The following is a 20,059-nucleotide window of genomic DNA, read 5'->3' on the forward strand; positions in this document are numbered from 1 at the left end:
ATATAGGTGTTATATCCGTTTCATCCCACGCGGACGGTCTCGGATGAAGCGCGAAGAACGACACCAACGGATCATAAATCTGCTGATCGAAAAGCGAACCGTCGATCTCGACGATCTGGCGGAGCTTTTTGCCATCTCCAAGATGACCGTTCACCGTGATCTGGACGAGCTTGAGCAGGCAGGGGTGCTTCGCAAAGTGCGCGGCGGCGCAACGATCGACGCAGGTACCCAGTTCGAGAGCGATTTTCGGATCCGCGAACGTCAGGATCATGCCGCCAAGCACGCCATCAGCAAGGCAGCTGTCGATCTGGTCGAACCCGGCATGACCGTCATGGTCAATGACGGATCGATGGCGGCCGTGCTCGGCGAGGCACTGGCCGACAAACGTCCGCTGACGGTTATCACCAACAACGCGGCCGTCATGGAGCGGCTGAAAACCGAGACCGGCATCACGCTGATCGCCCTCGGCGGCGTCTATTCGCCCAAGTTCAACGCATTCTTCGGCGTGGTCACGGAAGAGGCTTTATCGCGGCTGCGAGCTGACGTTGCGTTCATCTCAACCCCGGCCGTCGCATCGGGGCAGGCCTATCACATGGACGACGCCGTGATCCGGGTTAAACGGGCGACGATGGCATCGTCGGCGCGCGCTTACCTGCTCGTCAACCACGAGCGGATTGGCCAAACGGCGCTACATGTCCTCGCCGGTCTCGATCAATTCGACGCCGTCATCACCAACCATCAGCCTGAGGCCCAACTGCTTCGAGACATCGAAGACACGGGCGTCACACTGACCATCGCATCGTCGGGAGGATCACATCCATGACCACATCGCCAAGCTTCTGGATCGGCACCAGCTGGAAGATGAACAAGACGCTTGCCGAAGCTCTGGAATTCGCGGCTGCCGTGAAGGCAGCTGATGAAGACAGGGATTCGCGCATCCAGCGATTTGTCATTCCGCCATTTACCGCCACGCGCGAGGTCAAGGCTGCCCTTGCCGGAACCTCCGTCAAGGTCGGCGCGCAGAACATGCACTGGGCTGATCAGGGTGCCTGGACCGGCGAGATCTCGCCGCTGATGCTGAAGGACTGCAAGCTCGACATCGTCGAGCTCGGCCATTCCGAGCGGCGCGAGCATTTCGGCGAGACGAATGAAACCGTCGGGCTGAAAACCGAAGCAGCGGTTCGCCACGGGCTCATCCCGCTGATCTGCATCGGAGAGACGCTCGCCGATCGCGACAGCGGCAACGCACAGCAGGTCCTTGCGGATGAGGTTCGCGGTGCCCTTTCCAAACTGTCGGGCGACCAGAAGAATGCCGAGATCCTGCTCGCCTACGAACCGGTCTGGGCGATCGGCGAGAATGGCATACCCGCCACCGCAGATTACGCATCCGCCCGCCATGCCGAGATCATCGATGTGGCGCAGTCCATCCTTGGACGCCGCATCCCCTGCCTCTATGGCGGGTCGGTCAATCCCGGCAATTGCGAAGAACTGATTTCGAGCCCTCATATCGACGGGCTCTTCATTGGCCGTTCCGCCTGGAATGCCGAGGGCTATCTCGACATCCTGGCAAAATGTGCCGCCAAACTCTGAGGAGACATGACCATGAAGCTTGCAATTGCAGGAGACAGCGCCGGCGAAGGCCTTGCAAAGGTTCTCGCTGATCATCTGAAAGACCGTTTCGACGTGCATGAAGTATCGCGTACCGATGCCGGTCCCGATGCGTTCTACGCGACGCTTTCCGACCGTGTCGCCTCCGGTGTCATCGACGGCACCTATGACAAGGCCATCCTGGTTTGCGGAACCGGCATCGGTGTCTGCATCTCGGCCAACAAGGTCCCCGGCATCCGCGCCGCACTGACACACGATACCTATTCGGCTGAACGCGCCGCCCTCTCCAACAACGCCCAGATCATTACCATGGGTGCCCGCGTGATCGGCACCGAACTGGCCAAGGCGATTGCGGACGCCTTTCTGGCGCAGACTTTTGACGAGAACGGTCGCTCGGCCGGAAATGTCCAGGCGATCAACGAGGTAGACGGGAAGTACAACGCCCGCTGAACCTTTTCCTCCCCGACTGACAGATGTCGACACAAGATTCACGTGTCCTTTTCCGTGGCCATACCCCGTCGACGCTCTCTCAACGGGCAGGCCTACGGGCGACTGGAAACCTAGTCCCCACACCTCTCAAAAATCCTAGTGTCTATCGTCTTTCCGGCGGCAGGAACCTTAATGTTCCAAACTACGTTTCTGCGCCACCTGCGGGTATCAGGGGAGGAGAAACGATGATTGAACATAGCGTTTTCGTACAACGCCACTTTGGCACTCCAGCAAAGCAAATCATGTTTGAAACGAGAGCGATTGCCGCAGCGCAGCTTGTCGCTTTAGCAGCGCCATTCGATCCGCAGGCATAGGCCACACCTACCCCACCTGCTTTCCGTTTCCGTCAATCTTTCTACAGTTTCTAAGTGCGCTGCCCAGCGGACGATCTCGACCGGAGTGTCAATGTCAGAAACCACCTCGACCAAGCCAGGCGCAACAGCCGCCACCCTTACCCCGGAACAGGCAGAACAGGCACGGCGCGCCTATCTTCTCAAACGTTTCTGGGTCAGCGCTCGCGGCTACTGGGGTCGCGATGGCGACAAGATCGCCTGGGTATGCTCGATAACGCTTCTCGCGCTCATCGGTGTCAACGTCGCTTTCCAATATGGTATCAACGTCTGGAACCGCGGACTGTTCGATGCGATCGAGCAGCGGAATGCCGATCAGGTCTATTCGCTAGGCCTTCTGTTTCCGCCGCTCGTGCTTGGAAGCGTCGCGCTCGTCAGTTCGCAGGTCTATCTGCGCATGCTGATGCAGCGCCGCTGGCGCTCGTGGCTCACGAAATCATTGATCTCGCGGTGGCTTACGAATGGGCGCTACTACCAGCTGAACCTGATCGGCGGCGATCACCAGAACCCGGAAGCCCGCATTTCCGAGGATATGCGGATCGCGACGGAATCGCCCGTGGATTTCACGTCAGGGGTGATTTCGGCTTTCGTGTCGGCGTCAACCTTCATCGTCGTCCTGTGGACGATCGGTGGCGCGCTGACGATTCCGATCGCCGGAAATTACGTCACCATACCTGGCTTCCTCGTGATTGCGGCGGTCGTCTATGCCATCATCACATCGAGTTCGATCGCGGTCATCGGCCGGAACTTTGTGAAAGTGTCCGAGAATAAGAACCAGGTCGAAGCGGAGTTCCGCTACACGCTGACGCGCGTGCGCGAAAACGGCGAGAGCATTGCGCTGCTGGGCGGCGAAGAGGAAGAGCGCAACGATCTCGATCGGACCTTCGCAAATGTCCGTCAGCAGTGGCGGCTGCTTGCGTGGCAATATATGCGCACGTCCTTGGTCTCACACGGATCGATGCTCATTGCACCGGTCGTTCCGGTCTTGCTCTGTGCGCCAAAGTTCCTCGATGGCAGCATGTCACTGGGTCAGGTCATGCAGGCGGCGTCGGCATTCACAATCGTTCAAGGTGCGTTTGGATGGCTGGTCGACAACTATCCCCGTCTCGCCGACTGGAATGCGTGCGCCCGTCGCGTAGCCTCGCTGATGGTTTCGCTTGATGGTCTGGAACAGGCCGAAGAGAACGAAACTGTCGGACGGATCAAGCATGGCGAAACTGAGGGCGACACCATGCTCAGCCTGAACGAGGTCTCCGTCTCGCTTGGCGACGGCACTGCCGTTGTCAAGGAAACGCAGGTGGAGATCGGGCCTGGCGAACGCGTCCTCGTGGCGGGTGAATCCGGTTCGGGCAAGAGTACGCTGGTGCGAGCCATTGCGGGGCTGTGGCCATGGGGAGAAGGAAGTGTCAACTTCCGCAAGGGCCAGGAACTGTTCATGCTGCCCCAGAAACCATACATCCCCTCGGGCACACTACGTCGCGCCGTCGCCTACCCGAAACCAGCAGACACGTGGTCGGCAGAAGAAATTCATGTTGCCCTCGACAAAGTCGGGCTCGGGCACCTGCGCGACAGGATCGAGGACGAAGCGCCATGGGACCACACGCTGTCAGGAGGAGAGAAGCAGAGGTTGGCGTTTGCCCGGCTTCTCCTCAACGACCCTGACATCATTGTCCTTGATGAAGCCACCTCCGCTCTCGACGAAAAGACGCAGGACAAAATCATGGAGATGATGATCGACGAGCTGCCCAATGCCACAATCCTGAGCGTGGCACACCGCGTAGAGCTCGAACAGTTTCACAGCCGGAAGATCACGCTCGAGCGCCGGGAGGGCGGGGCAAGGCTGGTTAGCGACGTCGATCTCGCGCCTTACACACGCGGCCGAAACGTCTTGTCGCGACTTCTCGTTCGCCCGATCATCAAGCCGTAGAGGATGTGAATGAGAGTTCGGCTCAGATTCAGGCAACGCCTGTGTAAAAGTCGGAACTGATGCCTCGCCAAAATGTTCAATTGTACGGTAACGTACAGAGAATGTGATGCCGAGGTCCGAAATGAGCCAAGCCGGAGTTATTCTCGTCGTTGAAGATGAGCCCGTCCTCCGATTTATATTGGTGGAGGAGTTGCAGGATGCCGGGTACGAGGTGTTCGCCGCGGTCGATGCAGCCCAAGCCATAGACATCCTGGAGAGCAACTTCGATATCCAACTTCTCCTGACGGATATCGACCTGTTTGCCGAGGGTGAAGGCGTGGAACTCGCTCGGATGGTGCGCGATAGATGGCCCCCGATCCGGATCATCCTCACGTCGGGAAACTGGACGCTTCAACAATCCGAGCTTACGTTTGCAGAACGCTTTATCCCCAAACCCCATGGGCCGGGCGTCCTTCTCCAGACCATCAGAGAGTGTATGCTTTGACATGCTCTTATGGAACCATTTTGCGCAAACGACGTTTTGCGGAGCGACCAAGGGATGACTCCGCGTTTACCGTTACGACGCGAGGAATTGCTTGAGGCGACGAATTCGACTGAGACCTTTGCATAAATGACAATGACCGGGGCCCCGTCCGACGCACGGGATGGAGATACGAAACCCATGCACCGCAAATTGCTTGAATCGTTTTACGGCTACGGTGCCGCAACAACAGTCGTCGCTGTTGGTCTTTTGGCGGTGTGGTTAATTCGGTGACCTCTTGCTCCGTACCGAGGGCTCGCTGACTCATACCGGTCCGGCAGGACGCCGCCTTTGGTTTTTCCGGAGACAGCAGTTGCGCGAGAAGACCGGCTTCTCGGGAATATTCTGCGGAAACAACGCTTCGCCTTAGAGGTTGAACACAGACTGTGGCCACTATCCTCCACGCGTCAAACACCGTCTCCCCACCCCTCCCGTTTTCTGTTAGACCCGATCTCCAGACTGAAGCCATTAAACTGAAATGAGCGTAGCCTTCATGTGCCGAACAGCCAGTGAGCCTCTGACGTGATGCAGATCCTTTCAGAGATAGAAGGCGAAATGGCTTCGCGGATTCGCGCGGTCGATTGGAGCACAACCAGCTTAGGACCTATCGAGGACTGGCCGATAGAGCTGCAGACCACGCTGGCCTTGTGCCTCAATACCGACCTGCCAACTGCCATCTACTGGGGAGACGAAATGCGTCTCCTTTATAACGATGCGTGGTCGCCGATCGCTGGAGAGAAACACCCGTGGGCATTGGGTCGCCCCGCGTCGACCGTCTGGGCGGACATTTGGGATATCATAAAACCGCAACTCATGGCCGTCGTCGAGACGGGCAAGGGTTTTCGTGTGGCCGATCAAATGCTGCCGATGCTTCGCGGCGGACGCGTTCAGCATACGCATTGGGACTACAGCTTCGCACCGATCTTTTCGGCGGAAGGTCGTGTCGTCGGGGTTTTCAACCAAGGTACCGAGACGACCGCCCGCCTCTCTGCGCAACGGGCGTTGCGTGCGAGCGAAGAGCGACTGGAATACGCACTCGGCGCCTCAGAGACTGTCGGGACGTGGGACTGGGACATCCCGAACGACAGCGTGGTGGCCGACGCGCGATTTGCCAAGATCTACGGCGTTGAGCGGAGCGTTGCCGCCAGCGGCGCTCCGATCGGTGCTTTTTTCCGTCTGGTTCATCCCGATGATCTGCCGGCCCTTCAATCCGCGATCGACGAAGCGCTGAAGACGGGCACTATATTTTCGCAGGAATACCGGCTCGTCGACGCGGATGGTTCCGTCCGGTGGGTGACTGCCCAAGGCCGCGTCACGCTTGCGCCGGACGGTACACCACTGCGGTTTCCGGGTGTGTCATTTGACATCACCGATCGCCGCGTTGTCGAAATCGCGCTGCGGGAGAGCGAGGAACGCTTCCGTGCGATCACCAATTCGATCGACCAGATGATCTGGGCCACGCAACCCGACGGCCACCACGATTATTACAACCAGCGTTGGTACGACTTCACGGGCGTCCCGCAAGGCTCGACAGACGGCGAGGAATGGAACGGCGTTTTCCACCCTGACGATCAGGATCGCGCCTGGTCCACCTGGCGTCGCAGCCTCGTCACAGGAGAGCCCTACCACATCGAGTACCGCCTCCGACATCGTAGCGGTAACTATCGATGGGTTCTCGGCCGCGCGCAGCCTGTGCGGAAGGAGGATGGCGAAATCAGCCGCTGGTTCGGGACATGCACCGATATCCAGGACATCGTTGATGCACGCGATATTCTGTCGAAGTCCCGCGAGGAACTGGCGCGTGAAGTGGAAGAAAGAACCGCGAAGCTGGTCGACGCGCAGGACCAGTTGCGCCAGGCGCAGAAAATGGAAGCCGTTGGCCAGCTCACGGGCGGCATCGCGCATGACTTCAACAATATGCTTGCCGTCATACTGGGTTCGATCAGCCTGCTCGAAAAGCGGTTGGCGCGAGGTGAGGTCGATGTCGGCCGCTACATCGAGGCCGCAAAGGATGGCGCAACGAGAGCTGCGTCACTGACGCACCGCCTGCTCGCTTTCTCGCGACGGCAACCGCTTCAGCCGGAGGTGATCGACCCCAATCGCATGATTGCCGGAATGTCGGAATTGCTGACCCGCACGCTCGGGGAGCATGTTTCCGTGGAAACCGTCTTGGCGGCCGGACTGTGGAAAGTCTATGCCGACAGCAGTCAGCTGGAAAACGCCATTCTCAACCTCGCCGTGAATGGCCGCGATGCCATGCCCCGCGGCGGCAACCTGACGGTCGAAACCGCAAACTCGTATCTTTCCGACGAATACGCGCAGGACAATGCAGTGGCAGCCGGGCAATATGTCATGATTGCCGTATCGGATACCGGAACGGGGATGACGCCCGAGGTTATGGCGAAGGCTTTCGATCCGTTTTTCACCACCAAGGAGGTCGGCAAGGGATCGGGTCTGGGACTAAGCCAGATCTTCGGCTTCGTCAGGCAGTCGAGCGGGCACGTCAAAATTTATTCGGAAGAGGGCGTCGGGTCATCTATCAAGATCTACCTGCCGCGGCATCACGGTGAGGTTGAAGCCCCCGTAAACATCCAGGGCGTCGTCAAGCAGCCGGGCCGGGGCAGCGTTTCCGAGACGATCCTTGTCGTAGAGGACGACCAGCGCGTGCGCGTTTTCTCCACCGAGGCGCTTCGGGAACTGGGATATACCGTCGTCGAAGCCGCATCGGGCGAGCAGGCGCTCACCTTGATCAGGGCAGGTCTCAAGCCGACCTTGTTGTTTACAGATGTCGTGATGCCGGGGATGACAGGCCGAGAATTGGCCGACGCCGCCAAGGTTCTGATGCCGGAATTGAATATTCTCTATACGACTGGCTACACCCGCAACGCCGTTGTCCATAACGGCGTGCTGGAGGGGGGAACGCACCTCTTGCAAAAACCCTTCAGCCTCGATCAGCTTGCCGATAAAATACGGAAGGTGCTGGACCAGTAGCCTTCGCGAATAAAGCGGGGCGGCGTGAGGAGCGTTCGAACTCGGGGCTGGACCGACGGGCAAGCATGTCTGCGCACAGCTCGCGGTCCGATCAGAGAATGGACAATCGACGAGCGAAATGGGAGGCGGCGGCGCGTACACTCGCGCCGTCATCATTGGCCTGTGATTTTCGCGTATAGCAATGCAACGCTTCGACCCCGTCGGCATTCACCGGATAGACAAGATCGACATGCTCCCTCTTCGATCCCGACCTCTGCTCTTGCAGGGGTTTGGCGGAAAGGCACGGTATCCGTCACTATAGGAGAGGATCAAAGGAGCCGTGAATCCAACCCGCAACCTCATTTTCATTCTTGGCGATCAGCTATCCTTGTCGGTATCGAGCCTTGAGGGTGCCGATCCCACGCAGGATATGGTCCTGATGTGCGAGGTGGTGGAGGAGGCGACCTATGTCGAGCATCACAAACTGAAACTCGCCTTCATCTTTTCCGCAATGCGCCATTTTGCCGATGAGCTGCGTGCGAAAGGCTTCTGCGTCCGGTACGTGCGGCTTGATGACCGCGACAATTCAGGCTCCTTCACGACCGAGCTTTTGCGCGCGATTGCAGAGACGTCACCCCGATCGATCATCGTCACCCAAGCTGCCGAGTGGCGCGTTCTTTCGGCCATGGAAGACTGGCAAGGTCTGGTAAATCTGCCGGTAGAGGTGCGGCAGGACACGCGGTTTATCTGTTCGACGACGGAGTTCAAAGCCTGGGCCAAGGACCGCAAGGCTCTGACGATGGAGTATTTCTATCGGGACATGCGGCGCAAGACCGGCCTGTTGATGAACGGGGACCACCCCGAAGGTGGCCGGTGGAATTTCGACAGTGAAAATCGCAAACCTGCCAAACCCGACCTGTTTCGCCCGAAGCATCATGTCTTTCCGCCCGACGCAGCAACGCAGGAGGTTCTTGCGCTCGTCGAGCGCACGTTCCCGAACAATATGGGTTCGACGGAGAATTTCTCGTTTGCAGTGACCCGCACCGATGCGGAGAAGGCAGCCGATGGATTCATCCGCGATTTCCTACCGAATTTCGGCGAAACGCAGGACGCGATGCTGGCCGAAGAGCCGTTCCTGAACCACGCGCTTCTCTCCTTCTACATCAATGTTGGACTGCTCGATCCGCTCGCACTATGCCGGGCTGCGGAGCGCGCGTATTTCGAAGGACACGCGCCGCTGAATGCGGTCGAGGCTTTCATCCGCCAAATCATCGGCTGGCGCGAATATATCCGTGGCATCTATTGGCTGAAAATGCCGGGATACGAGACAAGCAATTTCTTCGCCGCATCCCGTCCCCTGCCGGACTTTTTCTGGAGCGGTGAAACGGACATGGCCTGCATGTCCACAGTGATCAAACACACGATTACCCATGCCTACGCGCATCATATCCAGCGTCTGATGGTGGTCGGAAATTTCTCGATGCTGGCAGGTCTTGATCCCTACGCGGTCCATCGCTGGTATCTGGAAGTCTATGCCGACGCCTACGAATGGGTTGAACTGCCCAATGTGATCGGAATGAGTCAGTTTGCCGACGGTGGGTTTATGGCCTCCAAGCCATACGCCGCAGGCGGCGCGTATATTTCTCGTATGTCCAATTACTGCGAAAGCTGCCGGTATGACGTGTCGCAGAAAACTGGCGAGAAAGCCTGTCCCTTCAATGCCTTGTACTGGGATTTCCTCGCCCGTAATGCCGAGTCACTGTCGGGCAACCACCGTTTGGCGCAGATGTATGCGTCATGGCGACGGATGTCGGCAGGAACGCAGCAGGCCTATCGCAACAGTGCTTCTGCATTTCTCGGGAAACTGGATGACGGAAGCCGTGTTTGACCGTGTGGAAATAGGCCGGCGACGGAGCATCTGAGGAGCGCCCCCCGCAGAATGAATGGATCCGATCGCTGACGGGTTCCGTGTCTCTACCCGCAAGAGTGAGCCGGGATCATGCGGAATGGTCCTCCGCTCTCGGAAGGAAAAACAGGGCGGAGGCGAACCGGGTTCACTTGTTCCTTCGAGAACTGGTCGCGACCGACCGTCCTCGAACGATCTGACGCCCGGTCCGGATGGACGAATCTATCTCCCCGTTTTGTCGCGCAACGATCGACCGAGATGACAATCTTGCGCGTAAGATAGGACCTCATGGGCAAGGACTGGGTTCGCCAAAGGCAAACGCCGCCGCAGGGCAGCGCCTTTCAAGGAGCATACCACCGCAAGATCCGCTTTCAGCGGTGCTGCCGCGAGGGTAAGGCTCGGCTGCGTTAGGCGATTGTACAAGCGGAACCGCGCCGCAATCGTGTTTTCTTCTGCGGGGGCGTAAAGCTGCGACAGCGTGACGAGCTTTGCGATTTCCTCTGGCTGTTCCCCGACCGCTTGCCTGACCATTGCATACCGGACCCAGAAGTTTCCATCACTCGGGAGGCAGTGAAGCGCAAAGCGCACCACGTTCTCTGCCTCCCCAAGCGCGCTCGACCAGTTGTCGTAATCGACATCCGGGCTTTGCGTATCCAGCCGGACGAGCGCAACCGTTACAGCTGCTTTGACGAACTCGCTTTGGCAAACATCGTCTCTGAGAAGCAGTCTCATCTGCGGTAGAGTTCCTTCGAGCAACTCCCGCGAGACCGGTCTGTCGCGTTCAATCTGGGCCGCGATGTGTCGCATGGTCCCGAACCGGGCGTAGCGTGAGATCTGTGTCACCGAGATCGCCAGGCTTCCCATGCAGAGCAGGACGACCGCTCCGATGAGAAGCGATCTGCGACCACGCCGCGTCATTCTCAGCCTTCCTGGTAGTACTGGGAGTATCGCGAGTAATAATATTCGCTGGAGCCATAGGCTCGGTAGAGCTTCATCCGTTCCTGGTCGACCTTGTTCAGCACAACACCAAGACACTTGTCGCGGACATAGGGATCGGAAGCGAGAACCTGACGAACGACCCGGCGTGCTGTCTTGCCCCATTCGGTGACGAAGATGAACCCGTCAATTCGGCCTGCAATGGCGCGGGCATCGACGACCGGGCCAAGAGGCGGCAGATCGATAATGATATAGTCTGCGGTATTGCTGATGTCTGCGAGCACCTGGCGCATGCGCGCGGACGATAGCAGTTCGGACGAATGCGGAATGCGGTGACGGACAACTGCAGGCAAGAACGCAAGTTTAGTCCGATCGTTTCGGAGGAAAAGCGACTGCGGATCCTTGTTGTCGATGAGCACTTCGAGAAGGCCGGATTCCGCATGTCTCCCGATCGCCCGCGTCGCGCCCGGGTTGCGCAAATCGCCGTCGATCAGGACGGTTCTGTTTCCTTGCCCCGCCAGCAACTCGGCAAAATTCACCGCAATCGTTGACTTGCCTTCTCCAGGCAATGACGAAACGACGCCGATGATCTTGCAACTCTTGCCGGTAAGCGCGAGGTCTGCAGCAATCTTGGCGCTTCGAAGCGTTTCCGCGAAGGCGGAGAGTGGGTGATCGATGACGTAATTCGAAACGGCATGGGTCTTTCGAACCTGGCCAAAGCCACGACCGTCAGAGCTATCCGGAGCATCGACGGCCTTTCCGGGAGCCACTATTGGCGCGATGCCCAGAAACTCCAGATTGAGAACGTCGCGAACCTGTTCGCCGGTTCTGAAGAAACGGTCCCGGAACTCGCGAAACGCGCCAAGGCCACTCCCGACCGCGGCACCGATGATCACGAACAGCGCCAGTACCAATGGCTTGCGGGGATGGCTCGGACTGTCGGGTGCAGCCGCTCGCGTGATGATACGTGCTTCGGTGACCGGGAAGGACTGTTGCTGTATGGCTTCCTGATACCGCTGCAGGAAGGTCTGGTACATGTTCTTGTAGGTGTCAGCTTCCCGCTCGAGTTCTCTCAGCTGTACCTGGGTCTCGCTCGCGGTGGCGCTGATGCCTGTGGCCTGCGCGACCGAATCCGTCAGGCTCTTTTCCCGGGCCTTGGCAACGTTGAGATCGCTCTTGTAGCTTTCGGCAATACGATTGACCTCTTCGAACATCAGACGGTTGTATTCCGTCATTTCGCTGCGCAGCCTGATCGCTTGAATATGATTGACTCCGAGACGATCGGAGATCTGCGCTTCCCGCTTGGAGGCATCGAGATATTTCTGGCGCAGTTCGTTGGAAATCGAACTGTCGAGAACATCCGTAACGATCGCGTCTCCTTGGCCCGAAGCGATGATCTGCGCGATCCGCTGCAGGCGCGCCTCAGCTTTTGCGGTATCGGACTGCGCGACGATCAATGCGCTGTTGAGTTCGGACAACTGCTGGTCAGCAACCAGAACCGAGCCGGCAGCAACGAGGCCGTTGGAACTGCGGAACTTCTGGACGGCAAGATCCGAGTCCAAAGCCTTCTGGCGCAGTTCGGCTATGCGATCCTGCAGCCAGCCGCTTGCGCGCCTGGTTGCCTCATATTTCGAATTGAGCTTGTCAACCAGATAGGCCTCTCCGATCGCGTTGGCGATCTTCGCAGAGAGAGAAGACGATGGAGAGGTGTAGCTGATGCTCAAAACATAAGTGCGACCAACGCGGCTGATCTCCATGTTCCAAAGGAGCGTGTTCGCAGCGGCGCGGCGTTTCGCCTCCACCTGATCGCTGGTTTCGGGTTCAACAACGAACCACGAAGAGACATTTGCCAGCGACCGGAGCGTTCCGGCCATTGTTCCAATGACAGACCCTCCGGCACTCGCAAACGCCGCATCATTCGTAAGGTCGAGCTTATCCACGACGGACAAGGCAATCGTGTCCGATTTCAGGAGTTCAACTTGACTGAGAACGGAACCCTCGTCGTCGACCACGCCACCAATTGTCGAAAGCTGCTGAACGACTTCTCTATTGCCTTGGTCGATCAAGACGCTGACGTTGGACGTATAAAGAGGAACTGCCGTGAATATATACGCCAATCCTAGGACAATAGCGGCCGCCACTGCGGCCGCTACGATCATCCATTGTCGTCTGGCGATCGCTAAAACAGCGTCGAAATCAATTCCTTGAACGGAGCGCTCTAGATCGACATCGTCGCCTTGCAGGCCACCAGAGAAACTCTTGTTATGAATCTGCAAGAAAAACCTCGCTCAATGAAATGCCAGACAGTAGCCGCCTCAGAACGACGCCGTGGTCGAACTGCCTTCGACGATCGTCGTCGAGCCGCCGTCTTCGCTCGCGTAATATCCGCTACCGCCGCCGGAAGAGAAGCTGGACGAGCCCGAGCCGGTCGACGCAGTCGTTCCAGCGCCACCATTGCTGCCGCCACCTGGCGTGCCGCCGCCGCCAATCGCGCCAGCGCCACCGGTTGCCGAGCCGCCACCGCTGAGGCCGCCGCCAAGAGACGCAGTCTGCGTTTCGCTGTTGGCCGCGAGAAACGCTGTCTCGAGGGCGCGATTGCCGCTGTCCGCGATAGCGTCCTGGATACGGGAGGCATATTCGGGATTGACGGTAGCGCAGGCCCTTGCGGCACGAGCAAGCCCCGCGCCGATCGCGGCAGCCTGACCGGCATTAGCCTTTGCAGCGATGGCAATCAGCGGGGACAGTGCGTCGGCGCTGGATCCGGCGAGCGAACGAGCCTGATTGGACAGTGGAAGTCCGCCAGACGAGAACTGCGACAACAGACTTTCTGGAGCTGCGAGAAACGCGCTGATCTCGGCATCAGACATCCGGGCCGGCGCGACGAAGCATCCCGCCGTTGGCAAAGCCGACTGTGCATGAGCCGAAGAAAGGTCAGCAATACCTGAAACTAGAGCAGTGACAAGCGCGATACCTGCAATATTACTTATAAAAACCTTATGCATGACTGTCTCCCGAAGATTACTAAACTAATCAATCCATCGCACAGAAGTAAAAAATCATCAATAGAGAGATTAAATTACTGTTAACTTGTGAATTTGAGGCCAAAACTCACGGGGCGAGTTCTCGAACAGCATCGCGGGTGGCGATGGCATCCGACGGAACACCAGCGACAGTCGACGTCACAGAATTCAGGATGTTGAGGAACTTCAGCGTTTCGACGGAGTCGGAGTTGGACACATAGATCGTGTCCTTATCCTGCATCGGGAACTTCTGGACAGCGAAGAGAGCCGAAGGATCTCTCATATTGGCTCTGAAGATGACGGGAACCATTTCGCCGCTGAACCGACTGGTATCTACGCCCAGCTTAGCCAGGAAGTCTTTCTTGACTGTGCGGTAGAGCATGACCTGCGCCGGATTTGCACGCGAGTCCAGCAATCCGCCCGCCTTCCCCAGTGCTTCACCAAGGGTCAGCTTCGATTCCTCGAAGTCAAACCTGCCATTGAGACCCGAGGCGCCAAATGCAAGGTAGGTTCGACGTTCACGATCGACCAGAATGGTGTCGCCAGGTGCGACATAGATGTTTTCAGACGGCGTGGCGACCAGATAATCGTAAAGGACAGTCGCCGATTTTCCGCGTCTTTGCAGCGTAATGTAGGTTTCGATGCCGGGCGAGCTCAGGCCGCCGGCTTCGGAAACGACGTCAAGCACGCGCTCACCAGCTTCCGTCAACTCTATCTTCGCAGGCGAGCGTACGTCGCCCAGAACCGCGACCTGAGCAGATCGGCTGCTGACCTTCGTGATCAACACCTGCGGCTCAATCGCGCGATTGGCGAGTGCATCCTCAACTTGTCGCTGGACGTCCTCCACCGGACGCCCGGCGGCCGGGATACGACCGGCGTAAGGGACGCTGATCGTACCCTCCCGATCGATTGTCTGGTTCGGTAGCGACACATAGTTACCAGGACGACTCCCGGCGTCGTTGGGAATAAACAGGCCGCCGGACTGGGATTCAAAGACGGAGACCTGAACGACGTCACCAACGCCGAGCGGCAAGCTCGGGGCTCCGCCACGACCGCCGCCGAACCCCCCTTTGAGGGAGGTCGCCTTTGTATCCTCTACATAAGCAAGCACAGATTTACTAATGTCGACGAGAGCATAGTCGATCCCGACGGCCTGTGCCTTTTTGGCTGATGTAACCTTTGCAGTTGCCTGCGCCTCCACCTGCCGAGAATCTGGTCCAGAGTTTGGCAGCGCCGTGCATCCCGACAGGAATGACGTCGCCACAAGAACAAAAGTCGATGCGGTTTTGATTTTCACGTGTGTCCCCTTAGAAGCCCCAAGCGAAAATTGCACACGAGATTATTTATTTCTAGTTTAGATTAGAACGTAACAAATAAATCTGGAACGAAACGAAGATTTGTTGCTGATAAATCACAGATTTAACTAATAATTATATATATTATTTGTGACTAAGCTATAAAATAGTACAATAGAATTTATCTTACTAATGTAGATGCTTTGGATAAGCTGCATATCTCAAGCAGCAGGCAACTGTTTATCTCGCAGGCTGGCCGCCGACGGCAATTGCCCCGCCACACTTGTTTGGATCGTTCGATTTCGCCTGTTTTTCGACCCGACTTTTAGATCGGCAACGCAGACAACGACGATCGGCGCCAAGGTCGCAGCCACGAAAATGGCGAGGCCGGAGATCTGGATTGAGAAGTCGAAGGCGGAGTGAACGAGAAGCAGCAACACCACCGCGAAGCCGGATTCCGGGACATAACGAAGGCGACGCCTCGCTGCCATTCCTCTGACGAGGCACGATAAGATAAAGGCCAGTCCAAACGCGATAATGAATATGCCGGCGACGCCCAACGCGAAGACCGCTTCGAGATAGACATCGTGGGCACGATTCCAAACCGTATAGACGCCGCAGTCCGGATCGCGATACGCTGTAAAAGCGGTTTCGAAACTTGCCAGTCCGGTCCCGAACGGAAAATGATCGGATACCCCCGAGCCCAATCCCGGCATGATGCAAAAGCGGCCGTCGCTTGCGCCCTGCACTTCTGCTCGGAGCAAAGCTCTCCCAGAAAACGACAGGAAGCCTGCTGCGAATAGGCCGGTTAAAGCAATCGCTATCAGAAATGCGCCAACGCGAATGGATCTAAGGCCGGTACTCCGAAGCGCAGGGACAGGATGCTTGTTCTGCGAAGATCTGAACACGAACAACAGGGTCATCAACAGAAGCGCGGCAAAACTTGCCGCAACCCCGGCCCGGGACTTCGTCAGCACAAGAGCCGTGACCGATACCATAAACAGTATCGCAAAGCTTAGTGCTCCTCGAACTGCCTTTCGTTGATCGAATGGAAGACCCCTGCCTTGATCCAGCGACGTGAGAATTCGCCGGACCCCAACACACCGCAGGTGAGACGAAAGGATTCCATAGTTCAGGATGGCGACAATCCCGAAATAGGTTGCGGCGGTGTTCCGATTGACAAAGAAGCCGGTTAGGCTGTCGAGGTAAGCCGTCTTTGCGATGAAGAGGAGTGTATTGGGCGCGATCAGGAATTGGGCGATGGAGAGAAGAGCGACAACGGCTCCTGCTATCGCCAGGCCTTTGAGGGTGGCGATAGCTCGTTCGTCGCTGTCGCACAAAATAATCCCGAGCAGAAAGACCTCAACCGGCACGAGGAAACGAAGCAAAGATGCCCAGTCATCCGCAGGCGTCAAGGATATCACCGGGGAAGCATCGAGCTGAAACTTGGCCAGGTCTCTCCACGACGGTTGACTAAAGATTGCTTCAGGCAGCGGAGTAGTCTGGAACATTACCCATGCGAAGGCGACCAGAGCCAATACGATAGCCGCTTTCACTGCCGGCTCCCCTGCCTTGGGGATCCCTCGGACGAAGACGGCGATACAAAGCAGGAGAGCACTTGCTAATCCGTAGATCGCGAGAGTGGAAATTTGCACGGCGCCAAAATTCAAAAGCACCAACGCGAATGCTGACCAGTGCAAAACTAGAATGGATCGACAGCTTAAATCTTTTTGGAGCAAATTTTCTTGACGATCTTGCACGATCTCTCCTAATCCTAGATTTTCGATATTGGTTAGCGCTCGAAAACATACGGCACACGAGATAGACTATACTTTAGAAATCGATCAGTATTGAATGAACCACGGGATTTCGCACTCCATCAGCGTTAACTATATTTAATTATATACTCTCGCTTTTAACAAGCGGGCATCTATAGCTACCTCCCATATTTTTATGGTATTGGGTCCCGCAACCATTGATCCATCCAATCGAAACAGACGCATCATGAAATTTGGAACAAGCGGCCTTCGCGGTCTTGTCGTTGACCTCGAGGGGAGAGCCTCGGCGCTCTATGCGACGGCGTTTGCGCGCCATCTTCTTGAGGCCGGGCTTGCGAAACCGGGTGATCCGGTCTTGGTTGGTCGTGACTTTCGCGCTTCGAGCCCCGGTATATCGGCAACATGTATCGGCGCCCTGCAGCGAGCAGGACTCTGCGCGATCGACTGCGGTGCCGTTCCCACACCCGCGCTTGCACTATACGGTATGAAGCTCTCGGCTGCCTGCCTGATGATCACAGGATCGCATATCCCGGATGATCGCAACGGCATCAAATTCTACCGTGCCGATGGTGAGATCGACAAACAGGACGAGATCCGGATCACGGCGATCGCCGGCGCCATGGCAGATGAAGAGATCGACGCCACTCCGGGCGAAGCTTCGGATCAGCACGTGGAGGCCGAAGCACTTTTCGTCGAACGGAACGTCATGCTGCTTGCTCCGGATGCATTGGCCGGATTGCGTGTCGGCGTCTATCAGCATTCCACAGTCGCGCGCGATCTCTTCGTTCAGGTTCTTGAAAAGCTGGGGGCGCAGGTCGTGCCGCTCGGACGCTCTGAGCGTTTCATTCCCGTCGATACGGAAGCCGTCTCTGCCGAGACGATTGCGCTGCTGCAGGGTTGGGCCCCACAATATCATCTCGACGCGATCGTGTCCGCGGATGGTGACGGCGACCGCCCGCTCGTCGCAGACGAAAAGGGGCAGCCGCTCAGAGGCGATCTGCTGGGCCTCATCACGGCAAACTTCCTTCATGCCAAGGTGGTCGCCACGCCGGTCACGTCCAATTCACGGATAGAATCTGCCGGCGATTACAGGGTTGTCAGGACGAAGGTCGGCTCTCCCTTCGTGATTGCGGCCATGCAATCCGCTGCCGACGCCGGTGAAACGGCGATCGTTGGCTTTGAGGCAAATGGCGGCACGTTGACCGGCTCCGATTTCACAGTAGCCGGAGGCACATTGAAGGCGCTGCCGACTCGCGACAGTTTCCTTCCCGCGCTCGCGACGCTTTCGCTTGTGGCGAAAGCCAAGCAGCCGCTGTCGCGTGTTGTTGCCGATCATCCGCTTGCTTTTGCAGCGGCGGACCGGTTGGAAAACTTCCCCGTTGAAACGAGTGCGGCACTGATGGCGCATCTGCGCGCAGCCGACGACAACCTTGCTGCTTTCCTCGCACCGATCGGCTCGGTCGCTGTGAAAAGCGACATCGACGGGCTTCGCGCGACACTCGAAGACGGGCGGATCATTCATCTTCGTCCTTCTGGCAATGCTCCGGAAATGCGCTGCTACGTCGAAGCGCCGGATGAACGGGCCGCCTTGGAATTGTTGGCTCAAGGGCTTGATCTCATTCGGCGTTGGGCGGCAGAACGTAACCGATGACAAATCTCAAAAGCAAAAGCGTCAGTGGAGACTGAGACTATGGTTGGCAAGATCATTCCCGTAATCATGGCAGGCGGCAAGGGCACGCGGCTGTGGCCGTTGTCACGGTCTTCTGCACCAAAGCAGTTTATACAGTTCGTCGGCGACCAGACGCTGTTCCAGTCCACGCTTGCGCGTGTTGCCGACGAGACGCTCTATGAGCCTGCAATCGTCATCACCAACGAAGATTTCCGCTTCCTTGCCGCCGAACAGGCACGCGAGCTTGGCCTGCCACTCACGGCGATCATGCTGGAGCCGTCCGCGCGCAACACGGCACCGGCCGTTGCCGCAGCCGCTGCCTTCGTCGCCGAGAAGTTCGGCGACGACGCGATCTTGCAGGTGCTGGCCTCCGACCACGAAATCGAAGCGGGCAAGGCCTATTTCGATGCCATTCAGACCGCACGCAAGACGGCAGCAAGCGGCAAGCTCGTCACCTTCGGCATTACACCGACCGAGCCTTCGACCGGCTATGGCTATATCGAGATCGGTGACCAGCTCTCAAGCGGTGCGAACACAGTAAAGCGCTTCGTCGAAAAGCCTGCCCTGCCGGACGCTGAAAAGATGCTGGCGAGCGGTGGTTTTGTCTGGAACTCCGGCATCTTCATGTTCCAGGCCGGCGTGGTTCTCAGCGAGTTCGCCCGCTTTGCGCCCGCTGTTGCTGAAGCTGCAAGCGCTGCCGTTGCAAAGGCATCCGGTGACCTCGATTTCTTGCGCCTCGACGAGGCATCGTTTTCGGCCAGCCCGAACATCTCGGTCGACTATGCGATCATGGAAAAGACAGCAAACGCTGCTGTCGTGCCGGCGTCCTTCACTTGGTCAGACATGGGCAGCTGGGATGCGGTCTGGAAGCTGGGCGAGCAGGATGCCGATGGCAATGTCGCGCTCGGCAACGCGACGCTGATCAACACGAAGAACTCGCTCGTCCTGTCGCGCCACGGTCATATGGCCGTGCAGGGTGTGGATGGAATTGCCGTCATCGCCAGCGAGGACGCTGTCTATGTCGGCCGCCTCGACGACAGTCAGAACGTCGGCAACATCGTCAAGCAACTCGCCGCCGCCAAGGCGACTTCGGCTCTCACCGAAACACATCCAACCTCCTACCGCCCCTGGGGTGGCTATACCTCGATCCTCAACGGCGATCGGTTCCAGGTGAAACGGCTGTTTGTGACGCCAGGCAAGAAGCTCTCTCTCCAAAAGCATCACCACCGCTCGGAGCACTGGATCTGCGTCAAGGGCACGGCCGAGGTGACGATCGGTGACACCGTGCAGACGGTCCGCGAAAACGAGAGCGTGTACATTCCACAGGGTGAAGTCCATCGCCTGGCCAACCCCGGCAAGATCATGCTTGAAATGATCGAGGTCCAGACCGGTTCCTATCTTGGGGAAGACGACATTATCCGCATCGTCGACGAGTTCGGACGGGGCTGATCAAGACCCCGCAGACGGCGACGTGCTGCTTGCAGACCGCCTGAACGAAGTGAATGGCGTGCCGTGGCATAACGGCACTATCCTTTCCGGCGGCTTTTCGAATATGAGAAGGCTACTCATGTTCTCACATCTGGCCTGCATC

Annotated in this window: 15 protein-coding genes; 10 read left to right on the forward strand and 5 right to left on the reverse strand. The window is 57.8% G+C overall.

The annotated features are described in order from the left end of the window. Positions 1 to 43: 43 nt before the first annotated feature. The 8 genes from ACQY1L_RS22665 (at position 44) to ACQY1L_RS22700 (ending at position 9,752) form a co-directional block, all read left to right on the forward strand. On the forward strand, positions 44 to 823 hold the full coding sequence (locus ACQY1L_RS22665) for a DeoR/GlpR family DNA-binding transcription regulator (RefSeq protein WP_430244718.1): 780 nt from the start codon (positions 44 to 46) through the stop codon (positions 821 to 823). Beyond that, entirely contained in the window at positions 820 to 1,590 is a 771-nt protein-coding gene (locus ACQY1L_RS22670; protein ID WP_062458658.1) for a triose-phosphate isomerase, read from the forward strand. Before ACQY1L_RS22665 ends, ACQY1L_RS22670 begins: the two co-directional genes overlap by 4 nt. Before the next feature lie 12 nt (positions 1,591 to 1,602). Continuing rightward, positions 1,603 to 2,058 (forward strand): RpiB/LacA/LacB family sugar-phosphate isomerase, encoded by a 456-nt coding sequence (locus ACQY1L_RS22675; RefSeq protein ID WP_062460374.1) that lies wholly within the window; start codon positions 1,603 to 1,605, stop codon positions 2,056 to 2,058. A gap of 224 nt (positions 2,059 to 2,282) precedes the next feature. Beyond that, a complete protein-coding gene (locus ACQY1L_RS22680; protein WP_430244720.1) occupies positions 2,283 to 2,411 on the forward strand; it encodes a hypothetical protein in 129 nt (42 codons plus the stop codon). 91 nt (positions 2,412 to 2,502) lie between these two features. Next, positions 2,503 to 4,374, forward strand: a complete 1,872-nt coding sequence (locus tag ACQY1L_RS22685; RefSeq protein ID WP_430262055.1) for an ABC transporter ATP-binding protein/permease — start codon at positions 2,503 to 2,505, stop codon at positions 4,372 to 4,374. A gap of 121 nt (positions 4,375 to 4,495) precedes the next feature. After that, a complete protein-coding gene (locus ACQY1L_RS22690; RefSeq protein WP_162237932.1) occupies positions 4,496 to 4,858 on the forward strand; it encodes a response regulator in 363 nt (120 codons plus the stop codon). 591 nt (positions 4,859 to 5,449) lie between these two features. Beyond that, on the forward strand, positions 5,450 to 7,885 hold the full coding sequence (locus tag ACQY1L_RS22695) for a PAS domain-containing protein (RefSeq protein WP_192078674.1): 2,436 nt from the start codon (positions 5,450 to 5,452) through the stop codon (positions 7,883 to 7,885). A gap of 319 nt (positions 7,886 to 8,204) precedes the next feature. Continuing rightward, positions 8,205 to 9,752, forward strand: a complete 1,548-nt coding sequence (locus ACQY1L_RS22700) for a cryptochrome/photolyase family protein (protein WP_430244723.1) — start codon at positions 8,205 to 8,207, stop codon at positions 9,750 to 9,752. Between the two features lie 240 nt (positions 9,753 to 9,992). Here ACQY1L_RS22700 and ACQY1L_RS22705 read toward each other — a convergent pair whose 3' ends face one another. The 5 genes from ACQY1L_RS22705 to ACQY1L_RS22725 form a co-directional block, all read right to left on the reverse strand. Further along, a complete protein-coding gene (locus ACQY1L_RS22705; protein ID WP_430244725.1) occupies positions 9,993 to 10,502 on the reverse strand; it encodes a hypothetical protein in 510 nt (169 codons plus the stop codon). A 188-nt stretch (positions 10,503 to 10,690) separates the two neighbouring features. Beyond that, entirely contained in the window at positions 10,691 to 12,949 is a 2,259-nt protein-coding gene (locus ACQY1L_RS22710; protein ID WP_246454087.1) for a polysaccharide biosynthesis tyrosine autokinase, read from the reverse strand. A gap of 72 nt (positions 12,950 to 13,021) precedes the next feature. Beyond that, the gene (locus ACQY1L_RS22715; protein WP_062458645.1) at positions 13,022 to 13,573 is read right to left on the reverse strand and encodes a hypothetical protein; all 552 of its coding nucleotides are present in this window, start codon (positions 13,571 to 13,573) and stop codon (positions 13,022 to 13,024) included. 241 nt (positions 13,574 to 13,814) lie between these two features. Continuing rightward, complete coding sequence (locus ACQY1L_RS22720; protein WP_174197882.1) at positions 13,815 to 15,017, reverse strand: polysaccharide biosynthesis/export family protein; 1,203 nt, start codon at positions 15,015 to 15,017, stop codon at positions 13,815 to 13,817. Between the two features lie 225 nt (positions 15,018 to 15,242). Continuing rightward, entirely contained in the window at positions 15,243 to 16,781 is a 1,539-nt protein-coding gene (locus ACQY1L_RS22725) for an O-antigen ligase family protein (protein ID WP_430244727.1), read from the reverse strand. 244 nt (positions 16,782 to 17,025) lie between these two features. Here ACQY1L_RS22725 and ACQY1L_RS22730 point away from each other — a divergent pair, with 244 nt between their 5' ends. Together ACQY1L_RS22730 and ACQY1L_RS22735 are read left to right on the forward strand one after the other, a co-directional pair. Next, positions 17,026 to 18,450 carry a phosphomannomutase gene (locus tag ACQY1L_RS22730; protein ID WP_430244729.1) on the forward strand — a complete coding sequence of 475 codons (1,425 nt, stop codon included), beginning with the start codon at positions 17,026 to 17,028 and terminating at the stop codon, positions 18,448 to 18,450. A gap of 39 nt (positions 18,451 to 18,489) precedes the next feature. Then, positions 18,490 to 19,917 (forward strand): mannose-1-phosphate guanylyltransferase/mannose-6-phosphate isomerase, encoded by a 1,428-nt coding sequence (locus ACQY1L_RS22735; RefSeq protein ID WP_184655292.1) that lies wholly within the window; start codon positions 18,490 to 18,492, stop codon positions 19,915 to 19,917. Positions 19,918 to 20,059 lie beyond the last annotated feature (142 nt).

The sequence above is a fragment of the Neorhizobium sp. DAR64862/K0K3 genome, from assembly GCF_050500185.1.
GTDB lineage: Bacteria > Pseudomonadota > Alphaproteobacteria > Rhizobiales > Rhizobiaceae > Neorhizobium > Neorhizobium soli.